16 protein-coding genes are annotated in these 20,356 nt (G+C 40.6%); all 16 read right to left on the reverse strand.

Going from position 1 to position 20,356, the window contains the following annotated elements:
• Nucleotides 1–138 precede the first annotated feature (138 nt).
• Complete coding sequence (locus AC4QJR_RS17995) at nucleotides 139–2,715, reverse strand: DEAD/DEAH box helicase (RefSeq protein WP_496523765.1); 2,577 nt, start codon at nucleotides 2,713–2,715, stop codon at nucleotides 139–141.
• Between the two features lie 78 nt (nucleotides 2,716–2,793).
• Nucleotides 2,794–2,985 (reverse strand): YbxH family protein, encoded by a 192-nt coding sequence (locus tag AC4QJR_RS18000; protein ID WP_098573799.1) that lies wholly within the window; start codon nucleotides 2,983–2,985, stop codon nucleotides 2,794–2,796.
• Between the two features lie 137 nt (nucleotides 2,986–3,122).
• The gene (ppdK, locus tag AC4QJR_RS18005) at nucleotides 3,123–5,792 is read right to left on the reverse strand and encodes a pyruvate, phosphate dikinase (protein ID WP_496523766.1); all 2,670 of its coding nucleotides are present in this window, start codon (nucleotides 5,790–5,792) and stop codon (nucleotides 3,123–3,125) included.
• Between the two features lies 1 nt (nucleotide 5,793).
• Nucleotides 5,794–6,609: a pyruvate, water dikinase regulatory protein gene (locus AC4QJR_RS18010; protein ID WP_098573805.1), complete on the reverse strand. Its 816-nt coding sequence runs from the start codon at nucleotides 6,607–6,609 to the stop codon at nucleotides 5,794–5,796.
• Nucleotides 6,610–6,631: 22 nt separating this feature from the next.
• Nucleotides 6,632–7,267, reverse strand: a complete 636-nt coding sequence (ccpN, locus tag AC4QJR_RS18015) for a transcriptional regulator CcpN (RefSeq protein ID WP_496523767.1) — start codon at nucleotides 7,265–7,267, stop codon at nucleotides 6,632–6,634.
• 187 nt (nucleotides 7,268–7,454) lie between these two features.
• The gene (locus AC4QJR_RS18020) at nucleotides 7,455–8,264 is read right to left on the reverse strand and encodes an Fpg/Nei family DNA glycosylase (RefSeq protein ID WP_496523768.1); all 810 of its coding nucleotides are present in this window, start codon (nucleotides 8,262–8,264) and stop codon (nucleotides 7,455–7,457) included.
• A 191-nt stretch (nucleotides 8,265–8,455) separates the two neighbouring features.
• Entirely contained in the window at nucleotides 8,456–9,889 is a 1,434-nt protein-coding gene (gene ltrA, locus AC4QJR_RS18025) for a group II intron reverse transcriptase/maturase (RefSeq protein WP_496523769.1), read from the reverse strand.
• 682 nt (nucleotides 9,890–10,571) lie between these two features.
• Nucleotides 10,572–10,706, reverse strand: coding sequence for an FbpB family small basic protein (locus AC4QJR_RS18030; protein WP_098573813.1), 135 nt, complete (start codon nucleotides 10,704–10,706; stop codon nucleotides 10,572–10,574).
• 226 nt (nucleotides 10,707–10,932) lie between these two features.
• Entirely contained in the window at nucleotides 10,933–11,736 is an 804-nt protein-coding gene (gene larE / locus AC4QJR_RS18035; RefSeq protein ID WP_496523770.1) for an ATP-dependent sacrificial sulfur transferase LarE, read from the reverse strand.
• 88 nt (nucleotides 11,737–11,824) lie between these two features.
• Nucleotides 11,825–13,291, reverse strand: coding sequence for an alpha-ketoglutaric semialdehyde dehydrogenase GucD (gene gucD / locus AC4QJR_RS18040; protein WP_496523771.1), 1,467 nt, complete (start codon nucleotides 13,289–13,291; stop codon nucleotides 11,825–11,827).
• Between the two features lie 27 nt (nucleotides 13,292–13,318).
• Nucleotides 13,319–14,494 carry a UxaA family hydrolase gene (locus AC4QJR_RS18045; protein ID WP_496523772.1) on the reverse strand — a complete coding sequence of 392 codons (1,176 nt, stop codon included), beginning with the start codon at nucleotides 14,492–14,494 and terminating at the stop codon, nucleotides 13,319–13,321.
• Entirely contained in the window at nucleotides 14,484–14,786 is a 303-nt protein-coding gene (locus tag AC4QJR_RS18050; protein ID WP_496523773.1) for a UxaA family hydrolase, read from the reverse strand. Before AC4QJR_RS18050 ends, AC4QJR_RS18045 begins: the two co-directional genes overlap by 11 nt.
• A gap of 75 nt (nucleotides 14,787–14,861) precedes the next feature.
• Nucleotides 14,862–15,764, reverse strand: coding sequence for a fumarylacetoacetate hydrolase family protein (locus AC4QJR_RS18055; protein ID WP_375377259.1), 903 nt, complete (start codon nucleotides 15,762–15,764; stop codon nucleotides 14,862–14,864).
• 96 nt (nucleotides 15,765–15,860) lie between these two features.
• The gene (locus tag AC4QJR_RS18060) at nucleotides 15,861–16,808 is read right to left on the reverse strand and encodes a U32 family peptidase (RefSeq protein ID WP_375377260.1); all 948 of its coding nucleotides are present in this window, start codon (nucleotides 16,806–16,808) and stop codon (nucleotides 15,861–15,863) included.
• 29 nt (nucleotides 16,809–16,837) lie between these two features.
• Entirely contained in the window at nucleotides 16,838–19,036 is a 2,199-nt protein-coding gene (locus AC4QJR_RS18065; protein WP_496523774.1) for a dihydroxy-acid dehydratase domain-containing protein, read from the reverse strand.
• Nucleotides 19,037–19,072: 36 nt separating this feature from the next.
• A complete protein-coding gene (locus AC4QJR_RS18070) occupies nucleotides 19,073–20,347 on the reverse strand; it encodes a nickel pincer cofactor-dependent isomerase, group 22 (protein WP_496523775.1) in 1,275 nt (424 codons plus the stop codon).
• Between the last annotated feature and the right edge of the window lie 9 nt (nucleotides 20,348–20,356).

The following is a 20,356-nucleotide window of genomic DNA, read 5'->3' on the forward strand; positions in this document are numbered from 1 at the left end:
ACCTACATATAAAATAATTTAGAGAGGCGAAATATAGTTTTTTTTCCCTGTTAAAAGTTATAATAAATGCGCCTTTCGACATGAATATTTCATTTCTCTACTAAAAATAAAAAAGGCCTATCAGGCCTTTTTTACTAACTAATATTCATCACCATATCGATATCTTCTGTTTTTTGCTGCAAAGCATGCCTCACAGGTTGGAAATGAATGATCCCACGGCAGTTTCTTGCCACAGTTTTTGCATTTTTTTACAAACTTTTTAATATCTGTTTTCAGGCGATCTTGAACTTTATCACTGACCTCTTCTCTCAGTCGTTCCCAATAGAGGGCTGTAGTTCCCTCTCCTAATCGATATAAGAATAAGAGATGGAGACCGATAGCCTTGTAGCTAAGTTCTAATTCCTCCAAGCTGCGTTCCTTCACAATCGGTTCAGGAAGTTCACGTCCCTGGATAATTGCATACATGGTATCTTCCCATTGCCTGGTTAAGATGGGTTCATTTTTTGAAAACGGCAGATGTAAAAAGCCATAAAGGTCCATTAAAGAGAGCCTTGCTTCAATTTCCGTCCCCGCGATTATTTGATAAAGCGACTTTTCCTCTGCCAGCGATGCCTTCTTCGTCCCTTTCGGACTTTCAAATTTCCCCCATAGTTCAAAAAAGGTACCTAAATCGTGATAATACCGTAGAAAGCGTTCAAAAACGGAATTGGTTGGTGCAATCGCAAAGGTATGAACAGGTTCATCTTCCCGCAAAAGTAAGTTCCGCATTTTTCTGATATCACTCGTAAATGCCACTTTGCCAATATTGTAAATACCCTTTCGCCCAGCGCGGCCAGCAATTTGCTTTACTTCTTGTGAGGTCAGTAAACGCCGCCGTGTTCCATCAAACTTATCATTTTCTAAAAAAACAATCCGACGGATCGGCAGGTTTAAACCCATACCAATCGCATCTGTTGCAACAATTACTTTTGTCTTGCCAGAATTAAATTGCTGAATCTGCTTTTTTCTTGTTTCTGGAGGCATACTTCCGTAGATCATACTGACGGTATGGCCGTCATTTTGCAGTCGTGAGGCCGTTTCAAGCACGCGCCGACGTGAAAAACAAATCAGTGCGTCTCCTTTTTTAACGTGTTTAATATGAAATTCTTTTGTTTCTACTTCGAGCGGGGTATCGCGTGTGTATTCATGTATCTCAATATTTGATTCACCCAAAAGCTGCAACAGCATCGTTTTTGAATTCCGGCTTCCAATGATATGTACTTCTTCTGCATTGGCTTTCGTAATTGCCTTATACCAGGAAAAACCACGGTCTTTATCGGTAATCATTTGCGCTTCATCAATGACGACTACTTCATAGAACTCTTTTTCATGAAACATTTCCACGGTGCAGGACGTATGATTGGCCCCAAGGGTCATTTTTTCTTCTTCACCCGTTTTTAAAGAACAAGGCGTCCCCTCAGCGTTTAATTTATCATAAACTTCAAGGGCTAATAGTCGAAGCGGAGCTAAATATAAGCCGCTATAGGCCTCTTTCATCCTTTCAAGCGCATGATGTGTTTTCCCTGTATTAGTTTCACCGATATGAAGGACATAGCGGATCTGTCTCTGGAGCGAAGGGTCGTATTCTGTGGCAAATATGTCCTTCATCATCCGCTCTTCTGCTTCTCTTTTTCGCTTTAGTTCTTCTTCCGCTTCCTTTTGTTTTCGCTCGCGCTCTTGGAGGTCTTTTTCAAAAATTTCCTTGTGTACCTTTTCATCAAAAGGAATTTCAGCCAAGCTGATTAAATCTGCTAGGTATTCAGCTTGAATATCCTCAATAAAATACCCTTCAACATCATAAAGCACCTGTGCAATACTGCCTTTTACAAAAGAAGCCGATAGTTTTTCATGAAAAGTTTGAAAGAAATCAGCCTTCAGTTGATCTGGTAACTGCTCTAAAACTTTTTCCGGAATAAGGTCGGACAAATAATCACCAATTAAACTTTCATAAACAAAGAAATAGGTTTGATATTCATATAAACTTCTGCCCCAGTTCATCGTTTTATGAATATCTCCGGTTAGTTCCTCAAAAAAGCTGGCAACCGTGGTGTAGGATGAGGGATTAAAATGACCTTCATCAATTAATTTCTCTTCTAACGCAAAGGTATCGACAGATTGAAATTTCACGTTATTTTGTAAATCCGCCACTAATTGTTTTGCCACGAAGTATCGTAACGATAAATAGAACCCTTCATATTGTTCTTCTAAAATCGCAACTGCGTGATCCTCTATCTCACTTCTAATGAATTGCTTGTGTTCTTCCAGTTGTTTTTGTTCTTCGCGTTTTATAAAATTGATTTTCGCATCCTGATACTGTTTCTGCCACTCGTCTGGTTTTCCTGAAAATGTTTCCTTAATCCACGCCATCGCATCAAAAGGTCGATATGTACGCATTTCATCTCTAAACAATTTGTTGATCAACTTACGGTCGATTCCCTGTACCTCAAAGCCTTTTTCACTTAGCAATTGCTTTTTTTCATTCCGCGGGACATCATTGGTCGACTTATTCAGCCAAACATTAATCCAAATTTGTTCGACATAATCCTTGCGGTCGGCTAGGTATTGTTTAAAGGATGGAGGTGTTTCCTTCGTTTCAAAATAATGGTTAATATCTTCATAAACTTTCATTTTTGTATGTTCAATCGCTTGAGGGTATATGGTCGTTAATTTATTCATCAAATTCCCTCCTTTTCTATAAAATGGATGGTTTAGTCTATTATAACATAAAAATAAAAACCGAACGAATATTCGGTTTTATAACTGATGGTTATCACAATATTGATCCACTAAGTCTTCGATTTGGTCCATTTCAGGAAACTTTCCTGAAAATTGAAATTTAATTTCCTCAATAAAGTTTTCTTGATGGAACACGTGTATTGCTCCATTCTGTTGAATGACACTAAATTCTGGTACAAATCGATATCCGCTTCGTTCAATTGCCCCCATTGGAGTGAGTCCCCTTTTTCTGTTTTTTTATAGTATAAGCAGAATAAAGTATCCTAATCCCATATAAGTTCGTAACACCCTTGGGAAAATAAAAAAGGATGGTGCACTTTACTTTGCACACATCCCTTTTCCTTGCTTTATGCTGTTGTATATACTTCTGCTTTGTTTAATTCATGGCGAATCGTTGCCTGTGCTGCTGCCAATCGTGCAAGTGGTACACGGTATGGCGAACAGCTGACATAATCTAAGCCTGTTTTGTAACAGAAATCAATGGAGGTCTTTTCTCCGCCATGCTCACCGCAAATTCCAGTTTTTAACGAAGGCTTTGTTCCACGGCCCAACTTGACGCCTGTTTCCACGAGTTTTCCTACACCATCTTGATCGAGAACCGCAAATGGATTTTCCGGCAGCACTTTATTTTCGATATAAGCTTGCAAGAACTTTCCTTCGGCATCATCACGACTGTAGCCAAATGTGGTTTGAGTTAAATCATTGGTACCAAAGGAGAAGAAATCTGCTTCTTCGGCAATTTTATCAGCAGTTAAAGCAGCACGTGGAATTTCAATCATGGTTCCAATTGTGTACTCGAAGTTCTTCCCTGTTTCTTCTTGAACCAATACTGCCGCATCAATTACCAATTTACGCATATCCTTTAACTCATTCACATGACCAACCAAAGGAATCATAATTTCTGGCTGTACTTCAATACCTTTGTCTGCAAGCGTTGCCGCTGCATAGAAAATGGCTTTCGCTTGCATTTCGTAAATCTCTGGATAAATCATTCCTAGGCGGCAGCCACGGTGCCCTAGCATTGGGTTAAACTCATCTAATTGACGAACTTTTTTCAGCAACTGTTCTTTCGCTTTTAATTCTGGTGATTGAGGATCTAAGATTTGAAGTTTCGTCACTTCCACCAACAAATCCTCTTTATTTGGTAAAAATTCATGCAACGGCGGATCAAGTAACCGAATAGTGACAGGTAATCCTTTCATTTCTTCAAAGATTCCTTCAAAATCTCCTTGCTGCATTGGTAAAAGCTGATTCAACGCTACCATTCTCTCATTATAATTTTCAGCAAGAATCATTTTTTGGACAATTGGAATCCGTTTCAAGTCCATGAACATATGTTCCGTACGACATAATCCAATTCCGCCTGCACCGAATTCGAATGCCTTTCTTGCATCTTCAGGATTATCTGCATTGGCACGGACCCCTAGTTTTCGTTCTTGGTCTGCCCATGCAAGCAGCAACTGGAATTCATCCGATAGTTCTGGGTCAATCATTGGAATTTCTCCCAGCATTACTTCACCAGTGGAGCCATCAATCGTAATGATATCTCCATAACTAACCACTTGATCGCCTACCGTAAACTGTTTAGCCTTTAAGTCAATCTTTAAGGCTTCGCAACCGCAGATACAGGCTTTCCCCATTCCACGTGCAACAACGGCAGCGTGGCTGGTCATTCCTCCTCGGCTTGTCAATATAGCTTGGGATGCAACGATTCCGTGGATATCATCCGGTGTTGTTTCCGGACGAACAAGGATTACTTTTTTTCCATCAATGCTTAATTGCTCCGCTTCATCTGCATCAAAAACAACCTGACCTGTCGCTGCTCCTGGTGAAGCCGGTAAGCCTTTCGCTACTACCGTTTTCTGAAATTTATCGTCAATCCGGCGATGCAAGAGTTGATTAAGTTGGTCAGGGTCGACACGAAGCAAGGCGGTCTTTTTATCGATAATTCCTTCCTCGACCATTTCCACCGCAATGCGGATAGCCGCTTGTGCGGTCCTTTTACCGTGACGAGTTTGCAGGATAAAAAGCTTGCCGCGTTCAACCGTGAACTCGATGTCCTGCATTTCTTCATAATGGGACTCGAGTTTCTTACAGGTTTCAGTGAATTGCTTGTATACTCCAGGCATCTCGTCTTTTAATGTGGCGATCGGCTGTGGAGTACGAATCCCTGCAACCACATCTTCTCCCTGGGCGTTAATTAAGTATTCACCATAAAGGACATGCTCACCAGTCGAAGGGTTTCTTGTAAAGGCCACACCAGTGCCTGAATCATTACCCATATTTCCGAACACCATACTTTGAATGTTTACGGCTGTTCCTAAATGGTCCGCAATTTTATTCAGGCGGCGGTAGACAATCGCCCGCTGATTATTCCAAGAATTAAACACAGCATGAATAGCAAGGAATAATTGCTCTTTTGGATCTTGTGGGAAATTCTTTCTAGTATGTTTTTTGACGATTTCTTTATAGCCAATAATGACTTCTTTCCAGTCTTCCGCACTCATTTCCGGGTCAGAAGAATAGCCTTTTTCTTCACGAATCTCTTCTAATAATTGTTCGAAAAAGTAGGTATCAATATTAAGGACGACATTACTAAACATTTGAATGAAGCGGCGGTAAGAATCATAGGCAAAACGCGGATTATTCGTTAAGTTTGCCATTCCTACCACGGTTTCATCATTCATCCCTAGGTTCAAAATGGTATCCATCATACCAGGCATGGAGAAAACAGAACCAGATCGTACAGAAACTAGTAAAGGATTCTCCGGATCGCCGAGCTTTTTCCCCATTTTCTCCTCAAGACGCGCGAGGGCTTCTAACGTTTGAACTTCAACAATGGTAGGAATCGTTTTGCTAGCTTCATAGAATGCATTGCATGCCTGTGTAGAGATCGTAAAACCATAAGGCACCGGCAGTCCAATTCGCGTCATTTCCGCTAGGTTCGCACCTTTCCCCCCGAGCAAACCTTTCATATTGCCATTTCCTTCATGAAATAAATAAACGAATTTCTCCATATTATAAACCCCTCTCCTTTTTTAACACGTCTAAGATTAAACCTGCTGTTTCTTCTACGGCTTTATTTGAGACATCAATGACTGGACAGCCAACACGCTTCATTACTTTTTCAGCATGATCAAGCTCTTCAAGTATTCGCTTAAAGCTAGCATAGTTCGCCTGTGAGGCTAACCCCATTGCTTTTAGACGTTCTTTGCGAATTTCATTCAACTTATCTGGTGAAATAATTAATCCAATACAATTTTTGCGCGGTATATTGAACAATTCTTCTGGAGGTGCCACCTCTGGTACTAGCGGTACATTAGCCACTTTAAAGCGTTTGTGAGCTAAGTACATAGACAAGGGAGTTTTCGATGTACGTGACACACCAATTAGTACAATATCAGCCTTTGTAATCCCTCTTGGATCACGGCCGTCATCATATTTGACAGCAAATTCGATGGCTTCAATTTTCCGGAAATATTCCTCATCCAATTTTCTCATTAAACCTGGACGATGGTGCGGCTGTTTATGGAAGCTCGTTTCAAACGCATTCATTAATGGACTCAATAGATCAACTGCCAAAATTCCTTCTTCTTCGGCACGGTAATCTAAATAATTTTTTAATGCCGGTACAACGATTGTATAGGCTATAATAGCAGGGCCTTTTTTCGCCAATAAAATCATATCCTCAATATCTTCGAAGTCATCCACATAGGAATTCCGCCGAATTTCAACCTGCCCGCCATTAAACTGTGTTGCTACTGCTTTGACAACAAACTCAGCGGTTTCTCCTACTGAATCGGATACAACATAAACTACTTCTTTATGTACCAAAAGACAGCCACTCTCCTTCGCTTCATTTATTTTCCATCATTTCTAAATATGCTCGTGTAATCGTTGTTTTAGTGATGCGGCCAAGAAGTAAATATGTATTTTTTTGGCCATCTACTTCTTTTACAACTGGTAAGGAGTCAATATGATTATGAATCATCTTTTTAGCTGCCTCGAGCAAGGTTTCTTCGGGATTAATCGTCATAATATTTGGCATTCTCGTCATGATCACACTAACAGGCAATTCATGTAGATTTTGATTTCCTAGTGATGCTCTGAGCAAATCCTTTCGAGATACAACCCCAGCTAAATGGCCTTTAGAATCAACAATATAGAGTGTTCCAACATCCTCTAGGAATAGTTGAACAATTGCATCATAGACGGAAGTAGATTTTTCAACCACGACCGGAAGGGCTTTATAATCTGTTACCTTTTGAAGGATGAATTTCTTCGCTTGCTGCTTTGATTCATAGCTTTCATTAAAATAATAACCCACCCGAGGCCTTGCTTCTAAGTTTCCAGACATCGTTAATATAGCGAGGTCGGGTCTTAATGCAGCTCTTGTTAATGAAAGTTTCTCTGCGATGTCTTTCCCTGTGATCGGTCCATTTTGTTTAACAATCTCGAGGATTTCGTCCTGGCGTTTAGATAATTTAATCATTACCACCCCCTTAATCACATTAAATATGTTTTATTCATTAGGTTGATTATAAATGTGTTATACTTATTTGTATATAGTATATTACATTAGGACGAAAATCGAAACAATAAGTTTTATTTTTTTTGACAAAATAACAAAGTTTAATTTTTCAAAAAAAATCTCGCCGCATTCGACGAGATTCTGTAAACTATGTTTGACAAATAGGGCAATAAAAGGTTTTCCTTGATGATATTGTTTCCATTTTGATAATAGACCCGCATCTATTACATTTTTCACCCTCACGATCATACACCTGATACAAAGCATTAAACCCTCCTGTTAATTTATCATCCTTAAAGAGCGGATTATCCATGTAACCGCCATGTTGGATGCCTTTTTGGAGGATTGTTTTTATCGATTGATACAGTTTCTTTCGCTCTGAATCGCCAATATCATCAATGTCTTTTGTAGGAATGATACCGGCATCGTAGCAAATTTCAGCGGAGTAGCAATTTCCTATCCCTGCGATAAACTCTTGATCAATCATTGTCGTTTTTAACCGGCCATGCTTTTGGCCAATCCTTTTCAAAAAATTATTTAATGAAAAATCAGTGGATAACGGTTCCGGACCTAAATGGGCAAGGTGCTGCTCTGTTTCTGTTTGATTATAAAGATGCAAATATCCGAGGCGGAGGCCAATAAAGTAGAGGTGATGTTCACCAAAGGATAAACGTATCTGAACCGTTCGTTTTGGCTTGTCTGCTTCTGTCCCATAGAACATCCACCCGCCAAGCATTAAATGGAGTAAAAGAATTTGACCATTTTGCAAGTGAAAAAGTAAATGCTTTCCCCTCCTGTTGATATCAATTATTTTTTGATGGTGACACGTTTTAATAAATAGGGCAGGGTTTAAATTGATTGATTTTTCTCGATTTATTTGTACTTCTGTTATCGTTTGACCTGCAATTTTTTGATTTAATAGGATTTTATAGTTTTCCATCTCAGGAAGCTCTGGCATCAAATGACTCCTTCCATATTAAGTATGTGTTTAATACAATTCCCTATTTAGTAAAAAAGAAGCCTCTTAGTTATAAAGAAAATCCTGCCCTAGTAAAAAATAAAGTAGGGAAACCTTTCTCAAGGCTTCCCCCTTATCAAACCGTACGTGCCCTATTAAGGCATACGGCTTACCAAATGTTACAATGTTTATCAAGAGGATGCGTTCCAGGCATTTTGCATCTTTTGAAGTCGGTGAGGAGAATAATATTCCTCACCTTTTGCTTTTGAACGTTTGATGCTGTTTTGAAGGTCCCTTTTTGCTTTACTAGTCATTTCGTTTAAATACTGTTCCTTTGTGTACCCATATGCTTTATTTAAATAGAGCCAATATGTAGGAATCAGATTAATTTTGAGAAAGAAGGCTTTACTCCAAAGACTACGCATCTTCCTCTCTTTTCTTTGCGAGGGATGATTATGAATAAAAGCCACCCTTAGTCTTTTTCTTATGTAACCATCTAGAGAAGAAAGGGTTCTTCGAACCCACCTTGTAATACAATGGTTTGAAATCCCTAATTTTATATTTCCTTTTACTGCATCAACTACAGTTAGGTAGTAATTGACTTTCCCCCTGATTATAGGGTTAACACGTTCAATCCACTCTTCCTTACTCAATGTAAGTGTTTTGCGTGTCTTTTCCTTTATCTTAAGACGAAAGTCTTTAATGGATTCTTCCTTTGGTGTTACATGAAAGACAGGCTTTTTGTCTTTCTTTCCTTCTCTCCAATGGTGAAATGTAAAGCCAAGAAAATCGAAATCGTCTTTCTTAAAATCTACTATTTTTGTCTTTTCTTTAGAAATTTCTAGTCCGAGTTCTTTTAACTTATCCTTGGTTATTACGGCAGCCTTCTTAATATCCTCTTTTGTTTTAGCAAATAGTAGAAAATCATCTGCATAACGGACAAATCGTATCCCGTTTAAATCCCATTCCCAATCCATTTCGTTTAGATAGACATTGGCAAGGAGAGGTGAAATGACACCACCTTGAGGTGTCCCGTAATCAGAATGAATGGTTTTCCCCTCTTCCATATGCCCAGCTTTGAGCCATTTCTCAATCATATTAAGGACCGTACGGTCCGATACATATTTCCTTAATACTAGAAGGAGATTATTATGAGGTATGTTATCAAAGAATCCTTTAATATCACAATCGTAAATATGATTATAACCAGATTCTATGTTCCATAAAATTAATTGTAACGCTCGTTTGACTCCACGATTTGGACGGTAACCCACTGACCAATTGTGAAAGAGCATATCTTCGAATTTTGGTTGTAATACGTTTACCACACTCTGTTGCACAATACGGTCTTCTATCGTAGGGATTCCAAGAGGACGCCTCTTACCATTCTTCTTGGGAATGTATACTCTTTTTACTGGTTGAGGTTGATACGATTTTGCCCTTAATTTGTTAAGGAGGATTTGAATGTTCTCATCTAATTTAGCTTCATAACTTTCAATGGTTTCTCCGTCAATCCCACCTACACCTTTGTTTTCTTTTACTTTAAGAAAACTTTCGGTTAATTTACGGTCAAATAAGAGTTGTCCATATACACTATGTAATTTCATTTTCCACTCTTGATTCATTGCATATTCCACGCCTTTCCTTGATGTACATTCAAACGGTTTTACCGCAGTAACATGATTGTTGGCATTACATCTTGTTCATGGCTTGGAGCCATAGGTCATTCCCCTTCCGTTCACTCGATGTTCTGGTCATCAAGTTACTCCCGTACTATGAGAATGTCTGACTACTCCACCTGTTCTTTGTCACTTCGGATTACCCTTATAGACTAGAACCCTGCCTGTTCGGTAAGGTGGAGTCCTCACGGGGTCATCGCATTTCCCTTCTAAGCATACCCTGCACCATCACGCTATAAGTTACATTTTCTCGTTCTGACTTCCGAGGAAAATGTCTCCTGAGTGGGCTTCCTTACTCTTCGAAAAGTCGCCAACTTATCTCGCCGCCGTGCTTCACACTTATTGCATTAGGGTCTACCTATTCGCTTACGGGTCTCTCGACTTTCCGCATCTCCTTCAGACAACACCTCACGGTGTTGCCCTAGATTAAGCTTCCCAAGCTAGGTCAGTCTCCTTGGGTATGGATTTTCACCATCTGGGATTCCTATTCATTATCCTCACCAAGTCGTTTCACCGAGATGACGTCTCTTTCAGATAATGAAAAAGAAGAGTGTCGACTGAGTCAACACTCTACGCGACTGCCCGTCGCACAAAGAGCAACCCCGCGGGTTGCTCTACTAATTAGTACTCATGCATATTTCAAATTTTTCGAATGTTTATCATCAATTTTCGTCTCAATTCTTTCGATTGCTTTAAAATCACTTTCTATTTCCTGTTTATTATCCTTCACTAATTCCTTAAAGCTAAGATTACGTTTTCTCATTCATTCCTCCACCTTTCTTTGTTTCTATTATACCCAAATCAGAAACCTCAGAATCATCATAAATATTACAATTATTCGAACATTAGTAACCTTTTAAATATTTATTATGATAAAAACAAAAAAGATCAATGCTTTGAACTTTACAAAGCATTGACCTATAAGGACTATAACTTTTATTGATACCGATAATCGAGGGACCAGTAGGCCTTTCTCTATCAGTTTCTACCTAACTGTGCAAAACCTTATTCATACTTCCACTCTTATAGCCAATGAGATCCATCGTAACATAGGTGTATCCAAATTCTTGAAGTTTTACTGTAATTTCATGATGATGTTCCAATAAACGTTGCATCTCATGTGGTTCTACTTCAATTCTAGCAATCTCACCATGGGTACGTACCCGTAATTGCCGAATTCCAATAGCTCGAATAGCTTGTTCTGATTTATCTATTTTTTTCAGTTTTTCTATGGTAATATGCTCTCCATAAGCTATCCTTGACGATAGGCAAGCAAAGGAAGGCTTATCCCATGTTGGGAGACCCATTTGTTGTGATAGCTCACGAATTTCACTTTTATATAGATCAGCTTCCTGGAGCGGGCCCCTTACATTATATTCTCTCGCTGCCTTTGTACCTGGCCTGTGCTCCCCAAGATCATCTGCGATAAGGCCGAAAGCAACATTATTGTAATTATGTTCTTTCATAATCGGTACAAGATGCTCGAACAAGCTTTTTTTACAAAAATAGCATCGGTTTGATGTGTTCTCAGAATAACCTGGAATATTTAATTCCGATGTCTGAATCACTTCATATCTTGCTCCAAGCTGTTCGGCGAGTTTAATTGCTTCTTGCAATTCCTCAAACGGATATGTTTCACTATCAGCTGTAACAGCCAATACATTTTCCCGTCCCAGAGTGTCGAGTGCAGCCTTCAATAAAAACGTACTGTCTACACCGCCCGAAAAGGCGATGACTACTGTTTTCATTTCCCTTAAAATTTCTTGAAGTTTGTTATATTTCAATTCTAGCATCCTATCACCCTCTTCACATGTTTTGGGAACATTTCAACGCCTCCAAATTTAAATAAGGTTCTCCCCAATCGTTGAGGAGAACCAATGCTTAAGCTTTTACGAAAACAGTTTTTATAGAAGTAAAGAACTCTATAGCTGCCTGCCCCTGTTCACGTGAGTGTGAGCTTGATTGCTTCATTCCTCCAAATGGAGCCTGAAGCTCAACACCGGCAGTTTCAGCATTTACCCTAACAAGGCCGGCTTCAATATCATTGATGAATGCAAGGATCTTTGAAATATCTTTTGTATAAATAGAAGCACTTAAGCCGTATTCTGTATCATTAGCCAATTCAATCGCTTCTTCTAAAGAATCGAATCGGATTAAGGCTAGTACAGGACCGAAAATTTCTTCCCTGGCAATGGCCATATTATTGTTAACATTATCAAAAACAGTTGGCTCAACATAAAAACCATTTTCAAGGCCATTACCTGTTACTCTGTTTCCTCCATATAAAAGTTCCGCACCTTCTGCCTTTCCTTTTCCAATATATGAAAGAACTGTATTTAACTGGCTTTCACTGGCACAAGGACCCATCCAGGATTCACTTTCGAGTCCATGGCCAACTTTAATCTCTTTCACTTTGGAAAGTAGTTTTTCCCTAAAAGTTTCATAGACATCATTGTCTACAAAAACCCTGCTAGTTGCCGTACATTTCTGCCCAGTAGATCTTAGACCACCGCTAATGGTTCCTTCGACAGCCAAATCCAAATCTGCATCCTTAGCAATGATTACAGGGTTCTTTCCGCCCATTTCAAGCTGATATTTTGCACCTCTTGCAAAAGCAGCAGCACCGACTCTTTTTCCAGTATAGTCTGAACCGGTAAATGTAATCCCGCTTACATCTGGATGTTCAACAAGACCTTGGCCAATCACTGAGCCTGAACCAGTTACAAAATTAACAACACCAGCCGGGAACCCTGCTTCATGGAAACATTCAATTACCTTAGCAGCTGTAACTGCAGTTTCTGTAGCCGGTTTTATAACAATAGTGTTTCCATATATCAATGCCGGCGCCATTTTCCAGATTGGAATGGCAACAGGGAAATTCCATGGGGAAATGACCCCAACGACACCAAGCGGCGTCCTTGTTGTAAACATGAGAGCTTCATTATCAGAAGAAGGGATGACATCCCCGATTTTTCTCATTCCTTCGCCAGCATAGTAACGGAGAATAGCAATACCTCTCGCTGTTTCCCCTTTGGCCTCGGGCAATGTTTTTCCCATTTCACGTGTCATTGTTTCTGCAATTTCATCTAAACGACTTTCAAGGACATTAGCTGCTTTGTAAAGGAAATCTCCTCTTGCAGCACCAGAAAGCTTACGCCAGTTGGTTTTGGCACTCTTTGCTGCAGCAACAGCCTGATCAAGGTCTTCTTTTCCAGAAAGGTATACATAACCCACAATTTCATTCCTGTCTGCTGGATTGACGCTTTTTACTGTATTATTTTCTATAGAAGAAACCCATTCTCCATTAATATAGTTTTTATATGTTTTGGCTTGTGTTTGTGTAGTCATTTTGTTCTCCTTCTTATTTGAAATAGATTAAAAAGTAGGGCCAATTCGCCAAATTCCAAAATCATGCTGTTTTAAAATTTCAGCTTTGGTCAGTTTTCCTGAGCTCACTTGGCCAATTTCTTGAAAGATTCTTTTGCCGACTTCATCGACGGATTCTTCGCCATCAATGATGGTTCCAGCATTCATATCAATGTTTTCACTCATCTTATTAAAAATAGGTGTATTCGTAGAAATCTTAATAACTGGAACAATAGGAGATCCGGTTGGTGTCCCTCTTCCGCTTGTAAAAAGAACAACCTGGGCTCCGCCAGCAGCCATCCCTGTCAATTGTTCAATATCGTGGCCCGGGGTATCCATCCATACAAGCCCCTTTTGAGTAGGCGTCTGGGCGTAATCAACGATTTCGGTTAAAGGGCTGGTGCCGGATTTCGCTGAAGCACCAAGGGACTTTTCTTCCAGGGAACTTAATCCGCCCTCTATATTACCCGGGCTTGGGTTTCCTGTTCGAATGTCGACACCCATTAAAATTGCTCTTTTTTCCATCATGTCAATGATTTCATAAGCTCGTTTTGCTACTCTGTCATTCGTTGCCCGTTTGGCCAACAGATGCTCGGCACCGATAAGTTCAGTTGTTTCAGCAAGAATTGCAGTCCCTCCTGCCTCGACAATCATATCGCTTACAACGCCAACTGCAGGGTTTGCTGAAATTCCTGAACAAGCATCCGAACCCCCGCATTCCGTACCTATAGTCAGTTCGCTGAAATAGCAAACCTCCCGCATTTGTGCAGAAGCTTCCTGGACCATTTTAGCCGCCGCTTTGGATCCTTCTGCAATGGCCATCAATGTTCCACCGCTATCTTGAATGGAAATAACTTCTACAGGCTTGCCGCTTTTGGCTATTTCTCCTGCAACACTTCTTGCCTGGTGTGTTTCACACCCTAAGCCAAGCACTACTACCCCATAGACATTTGGGTTAAGCCCCATACCAACATATGTCCTGAAAGTTTGTTCATAATCGACTCCCACCTGTGCACAACCATGCTGGTGAATAAAACTGACTGTTCCATGGACAAGCTGGGTAATCTGGTGTGCAGCCTGGGTCGCACAAGTAATCGTTGGCAAAATTAATACATGATTCCTGACCCCTACTTTACCATCAGGCCTTCTGTACCCCAGGAAGGTTAAGTTTTGATCAAGTTGCAACCTTATCTCCCCTTCCCCTTATCCCTTCCAGGTTATGAACATGAACATGTTCACCCGCAAGGATTTTTTTAGTGGCGAGACCGATAACTTCGCCGTATTTTAATATTTCTTCTCCCTGCTCCATATCAACCACTGCAAACTTGTGGCCAAACTTTATTTCTTCTGAAATCATTACTTTAAAAGTTTTGTCCTGGCACGTTATCTCCACTTCCGAATCGGGTGGGATGGCCATTAAAGCAATGGCCACCTTATCGATTGGTTTCATCATTACCGTTTTTAAATTGCTTGCCATGATTCCACCACCAAACACAGAATAAGTAGAATTGTAAGGTTACTTCGCTTCACTCGTAAAATACCACTTATTCTATTATTTTACAGCCTCTTTACTTCGCTGCTGTTCTTTTACTGGATTGGACAGTACACCAATAGTTGATACTTCAATTTCAATTTGGTCATTGTCTTGAAGAGTGAACTCATTTGGAGGAACAATGCATGTTCCTGTCATAAGAACCGTTCCATCAAAAATTTCATTATCTTTTTCAAGGAAAGAAACGAGTTCGTCGAATCTTCTCTTTAATTGTGATGTATTGGCGGTTCCTTCAACAACCAATTTATTATTTCTATAAATACGGCAAGTTATTTGGAAATTATATGGATCCTCCACTGTTTCAGCCAGGCGGATAGCAGGCCCGACCGAACAGGAATGTTTCCAGATTTTCGCCTGAGGCAAATAAAGAGGATTTTCCCCTTCAATATCGCGGCTGCTCATATCATTGCCAGCAGTATAACCGACAATTTTACCTGACTTTGAAATGACCAAAGCTACTTCAGGTTCTGGAATTTGCCAATTGGAATCACTTCTTAAGTACACAGGCGTGTTTGGCCCGACTGTCCTTGCAGCCGTAGATTTAAAAAAGATTTCTGGCCTTTCTGCATCATAGACTTTGTCATAACAAGTTTCGACATCGACTTTTCCACCAGTAGCTTCATAGTTTCTTGCATCCCTGCTTTTCTCATATGTTACGCCGGAGGCCCAAACTTCAGGAGCTTCAATAGGTACGATAAGTTGAAGATCTTCGACCCTTTCTTTAAGCGCGGTAACGCCGGAAATGGAAGTTTCAACAAGTTTTAGTGTTGAAATTCCAGATTTTTCAGCTAAATTAACCAACTCCATAAAATCATTAAAAGGAATTGGGTAAACCTCTTCCTGATCGGTTAAGGCCGCAAGTACAATTTGTGAATTATTGTCAAGGAAACGAATGATTCTCATTTTAAAACCCTCCTGTTTTATATTGTAAAACCGTGTTTTACCTTCATGTCATACTCTGCCCTTTTGAGCAGTATTATTTAAACGGGTAGAAAGATTTTATCTCCTCACTTCTACTCCCTGTTTTGGAACTCCCAGGCCAATGGCTCCTTTTTTAGAGGTTTTCAAATGCGGTGCATATCGTTTGATCATATCTAACCCGATCTTCGCTCTTCTTAACCGTTCTCTTGAAAGAGCAACTGCAGTCTTTTCAAGATGTGTGCCTGATGGATAAATATTTGGTGCATTCTTCAGCCCAAATTTAATATAAACAGGAGCTGCAACACGGATGATTTCAGGAATTTCATAATGCCTGATAAAACCGCCGATATCATCTGGAACTTCTACATAAATATCAATAGGGATATCAATTGCCTGCCTGATTGCAGCGAGACGGGCAAGAGTTAAATCAGTAGGAACATTGAAAGTAGAAGCTCCAATATCTTCCATTAACTTAATGGATACAGGGTTCGCCTGCCCCATTTGTACGGAAATTTTAACAACAAGGTCCTCAGGAAGCTCTCCTTTTTTCTTAAACTCATTTACCAGCCAAAGCAATCCTTCATCAGCAACCAGTATGCTTCTGATTCCAAAATCACAGGCCCTCTTAATATCCTCAATAGAATATACGAGCTGGTCCATACTTTCGACCCTGAGCCCGATCACCTTACCAGCGCTTGCCCAGGACATCGGTGTAACATCCCAAGTCCCTCTTGGACCGACAAATAAACTAACTTCAAGGTTGTTATCCTGTCCTAGTTCAGCCATTTCTTTCAGCTCGTCATCTGTTAAGAGCATGATTCCGCTTCCCTGTGAAATTCTGTGAATTTCTACATCATAATCCTGGGATGCTTGAATGACTTCCCTGAAGGCAGCAGGTCCCTCGACACTTGGAATTTCGATTCTGTATTGAGCCCCATCTGGAAAAGTTTTCTGTGAATCTGGCAGGCTGTTAAGATCTCCACTTGGGAATCCAAGACTTTCAATGAACTTTCGTGTTTTTTCCATAGTTACTCTCTCCCATCGATATACTTTTCTTATTTCAATTCTTCCTTTACAGGGAATAGGACGTCATTTTTATAATCAAAAACAGCATCTTCCGCTACAGCATATGGTACGACACCGTTTGCTGCATCTGTATGCCCTGCCATCCTATTGCTTGCTGCTACAAGTCTCTGACGCTCGCGAATATTAAGAAGCCTTTGCTCTCCAAGCGCCTGTCTTGCATTCTTTGTATCTTCAAAATTGAAAGATAATCTTCCATTCTGGAATTCTGTTTCATCCAAAAACTCTATTTTCTTGCTTCGGAGTTCAAGATAAAGAACATCGCCAGTTTGCAAATAAAGGATGCCTCCGCCATTCTTGGCTTCTGGTGTCATATGCCCGATAGCTGCGCCATATGTAACACCAGAATATCTTCCATCACTTATAAGAGTTGCAATTCGTTTAAGTTTTCTGTTGGCATTAATATGTTGCATAGGTGTAAACATTTCAGGCATACCAAACGCTTCCGGCCCTTGCCCGGACACAATAATCGATATTTTCAAAGTGCCCTCCTCAACCATCTTTTCAAATAGCTGATCATATTCCAGCGCCTTATATTGATCGTACTTTTCAAAGGCATTTTGCTTTAGCATTGCAAGCATAGAATCATAGTTGAATTCTTTGTTTTTCTTAATCTTATCCAATAGATTTTCATCCAACAGGCTTTCATTAGCAGTTTCTTCATTATCATAGAAAAGAACGAATGATGCTTTTTTGTCGAAAGTATCGAGTTGATCTGTTGTCATCCCGCTAATTTTTACCACAGCACTCTCAAAAAAATTGCCTTTAATGACATCAACTCCACTAAACAGCCTTCTTGGCTTTGATAAAATGATTGGATTCTCTTTTACTCCTAAAGCGGACAATTTATGCTTTTCTGATAGCCTTTCTGCCCAGGTTGAGCCTGTAACAGTTGGCGCATCCAAATTCATGGGAACGCCATTTTGAATAAGTTCATAGAACAAAGTCTCCATCCCTTTGATTTGGCCGCTGCAGCATTGCATCGCAAGGGCAAAAATGTCCCGCCCTTCGGTAAGGCTGTAATTGAACAAATCTGGAATTGGAATTTCGTGGTGTATCTGGTCGTAATCCCATAAATCAAATTTATAGCCGCCATAAAGCATCCCGGCAACTATATGCATCATTAAGTTCGTGGAACCTCCTGAAGCACTGTGAATTCTAATCGCGTTCTTTATATTGGCTGCCATGATGTTGGCAACACCAAATACAGGATTATTTATCATAGGCGCAAGTGAGTCAACCGCTTGGTTTACTTCAAACTGCGTAGGCGGAGCAGTCAAAAGCTCCAATGCCGGGTGGACAAGCCCCATTCCAGCAACAAGATGCCTTGAACTGTTTCCGGTCCCATTGAATGCACACACACCGCCTTGGCCATCGCAAGTTGCAACTGCAAGCCTTTTCTCATAATCTTCATGCTGCTCTTTGGAAATAATGCCTCTTTCCCTGGCCCTCTCTAATACTCCCTGAAATGCCGTGTTAGAAGAACATTGGAGTATGTACGCTAATGCATCCCTTAAATCATAGGCAATATCCTCTGCACCGGAAGCTTCTGCTTTTACCGCCACTTCTTCAAGTTCTGCAAAAAGATAATCAGGAATAGTGCCTCCTTTTAGAACATGGGCAGGTGCAAAAGTCGCAATAAATGGCGCTTCATTTCGATGTCTTCTAATTCGGTCCAGATGTGCAAGTGCAGAAACAACACCCAGAGGCTGTTTATCGCATCCCTGAATAACAAATGCTCCATGGTAGCTGTGCGCTTCCATCTGGTTTACGACCATTTGGGCAACAGCATTTCTGCTCTGAAGGGAATAACTCATCCCCTGGTTGCTTTGTGCAGTTCCATCACACATAACAGGGGTCGAAAACTGGAATGGGACACCGCCGTTTTGCCAAATACGAATGGCAGCCCTGGCAATCGTCTGAAAATCCATGATATGCGCAGGATGGTCAGGAGACCCGCCAATTATGGCAATACGCGGAGCATTGTTATGAAGCCTGTCATAAATTTCTTCAAGTGTCCAGTCCGGCTTGACCCCTTTCATTTCTGTACTAAGGATTTGTTTGGAACGGTCCAATAAGCCCGCAACACAAATAGGTTCATTTGCCTTGCCCTGGACGTTATCCCGATAAGGATTTACCTTATTTTCGATATTGGGGTACTTTACTGTCATGATTGATCCTCCATTTACCTAAAGCAAAACTGCTTTTTAATATACTTGCTCCGCAGTCTTTGACGATAAGTCCATTTCTATAGGCTCAGATAGTATCTCAATAAATTCATTCTGTCGTGCTTCTTCAAGCAGGGATTCTGAGATCCATATTTCATGAATATCAAGTGTATTTTTTATTCTTACGACCCGGGCTTTGCTTAAGTCAAAGGCGTTGCACGTTTTGATTGCTGCCTTTACAGCCAGTTCCTCGTTCTCTAAAATCATTGGAAGCTTCACCACATCAATCACGGTACTTGTTAAGGCATTCGCATATCCTTTTTCCAAAGCTGTTTCATCAAGTACTTTTTTAGTGGACATGTCAGCCATTCCAATTCCATTTGCATTCCCGTGGGTCTTTTTTGTTAAGCCCAAAACAGCGATCCTTGTTACCTTCGGTCCGCCGCTTGCATAAGGCGTTGCATACCTTCCAGTAATATTTGGATCCATGCCATCGCCGGAAATATCTTTTCCAATTTCATTAACAACTAAAACATCAATTGGATCAAACATAATTCTTGGCATCAGCGATTTGGCTTCCAGCAATAATGAAGGTTCTTTTGTAAAAATTTCTTCAGAAGGAATGGCGACTATTTTCGCCGGTCGATCATAGGCATTCTCCAACGTCCCAAGCCCAAAAATAATAGGGACCCTGGCAATTGCAATTTTAGCCATTTTTATAACATGCTCGGCCATATATTTAAAGCTGTACGCATGGGCCGCCTCCGCACCTTTTTGTTTTCCCAGGCCAATCGTAATCATCTTCATCAGGCCGCTTTCAACAGGCCCCCGAAAGGCAGTATGTGGTTTAATCCTGTTAATAACAATTACCTTATCAGCCTCATAAGCATGTTTATCGATATAGATTGGAAGGCCATTTTCAAGCCTTCCAATCTCTACGACCTCCATACTGGATTTGACAGGGGCCCCTGTGGTTCCTTCTGTTACTCCCAGCTGCTCAAGCACATCCTTCTGGCCTTCAGCTGTGGCTCCGCCATGGCTGCCCATTGCAGGTACGATAAAAGGATTTCCTCCGGCTTTTTTTACCGCATTTGCCGTTTCCCTTACCAAAATTGGCAGGTCTGCTACGCCCCTTGATCCTACTGCGATCGCTACATGATCTCCAGGTTTGATCCGGGCCATTACCTTTGCATCGGCAATAGCTTCTCGGACTGCTTCTTCCACATTTTCTATTTCAGGAGCATGAAATTTTTGCCTGACTTTCACCATCTTAGGAATCGGAATTCCCTGCAAGAGCTCATTAATAATTTCCATTTCCCTCAT

Source organism: Neobacillus sp. BP17 (genome assembly GCF_059579525.1).

Excerpts from the sequence above, each read along its gene's own strand:
- ccpN (WP_496523767.1), bottom strand. The coding sequence starts at position 7,267 with ATGATTAAATTATCTAAACGCCAGGACGAAATCCTCGAGATTGTTAAA.
- AC4QJR_RS18000 (WP_098573799.1), bottom strand. The coding sequence starts at position 2,985 with ATGGGGGCAATTGAACGAAGCGGATATCGATTTGTACCAGAATTTAGT.
- AC4QJR_RS17995 (WP_496523765.1), bottom strand. The coding sequence starts at position 2,715 with ATGAATAAATTAACGACCATATACCCTCAAGCGATTGAACATACAAAA.
- AC4QJR_RS18020 (WP_496523768.1), bottom strand. The coding sequence starts at position 8,264 with ATGCCAGAGCTTCCTGAGATGGAAAACTATAAAATCCTATTAAATCAA.
- larE (WP_496523770.1), bottom strand. The coding sequence starts at position 11,736 with ATGCTAGAATTGAAATATAACAAACTTCAAGAAATTTTAAGGGAAATG.
- ltrA (WP_496523769.1), bottom strand. The coding sequence starts at position 9,889 with ATGAATCAAGAGTGGAAAATGAAATTACATAGTGTATATGGACAACTC.
- AC4QJR_RS18055 (WP_375377259.1), bottom strand. The coding sequence starts at position 15,764 with ATGAGAATCATTCGTTTCCTTGACAATAATTCACAAATTGTACTTGCG.
- AC4QJR_RS18070 (WP_496523775.1), bottom strand. The coding sequence starts at position 20,347 with ATGGAAATTATTAATGAGCTCTTGCAGGGAATTCCGATTCCTAAGATG.
- gucD (WP_496523771.1), bottom strand. The coding sequence starts at position 13,291 with ATGACTACACAAACACAAGCCAAAACATATAAAAACTATATTAATGGA.
- AC4QJR_RS18050 (WP_496523773.1), bottom strand. The coding sequence starts at position 14,786 with ATGGCAAGCAATTTAAAAACGGTAATGATGAAACCAATCGATAAGGTG.
- AC4QJR_RS18065 (WP_496523774.1), bottom strand. The coding sequence starts at position 19,036 with ATGACAGTAAAGTACCCCAATATCGAAAATAAGGTAAATCCTTATCGG.
- AC4QJR_RS18030 (WP_098573813.1), bottom strand. The coding sequence starts at position 10,706 with ATGAGAAAACGTAATCTTAGCTTTAAGGAATTAGTGAAGGATAATAAA.
- ppdK (WP_496523766.1), bottom strand. The coding sequence starts at position 5,792 with ATGGAGAAATTCGTTTATTTATTTCATGAAGGAAATGGCAATATGAAA.
- AC4QJR_RS18060 (WP_375377260.1), bottom strand. The coding sequence starts at position 16,808 with ATGGAAAAAACACGAAAGTTCATTGAAAGTCTTGGATTCCCAAGTGGA.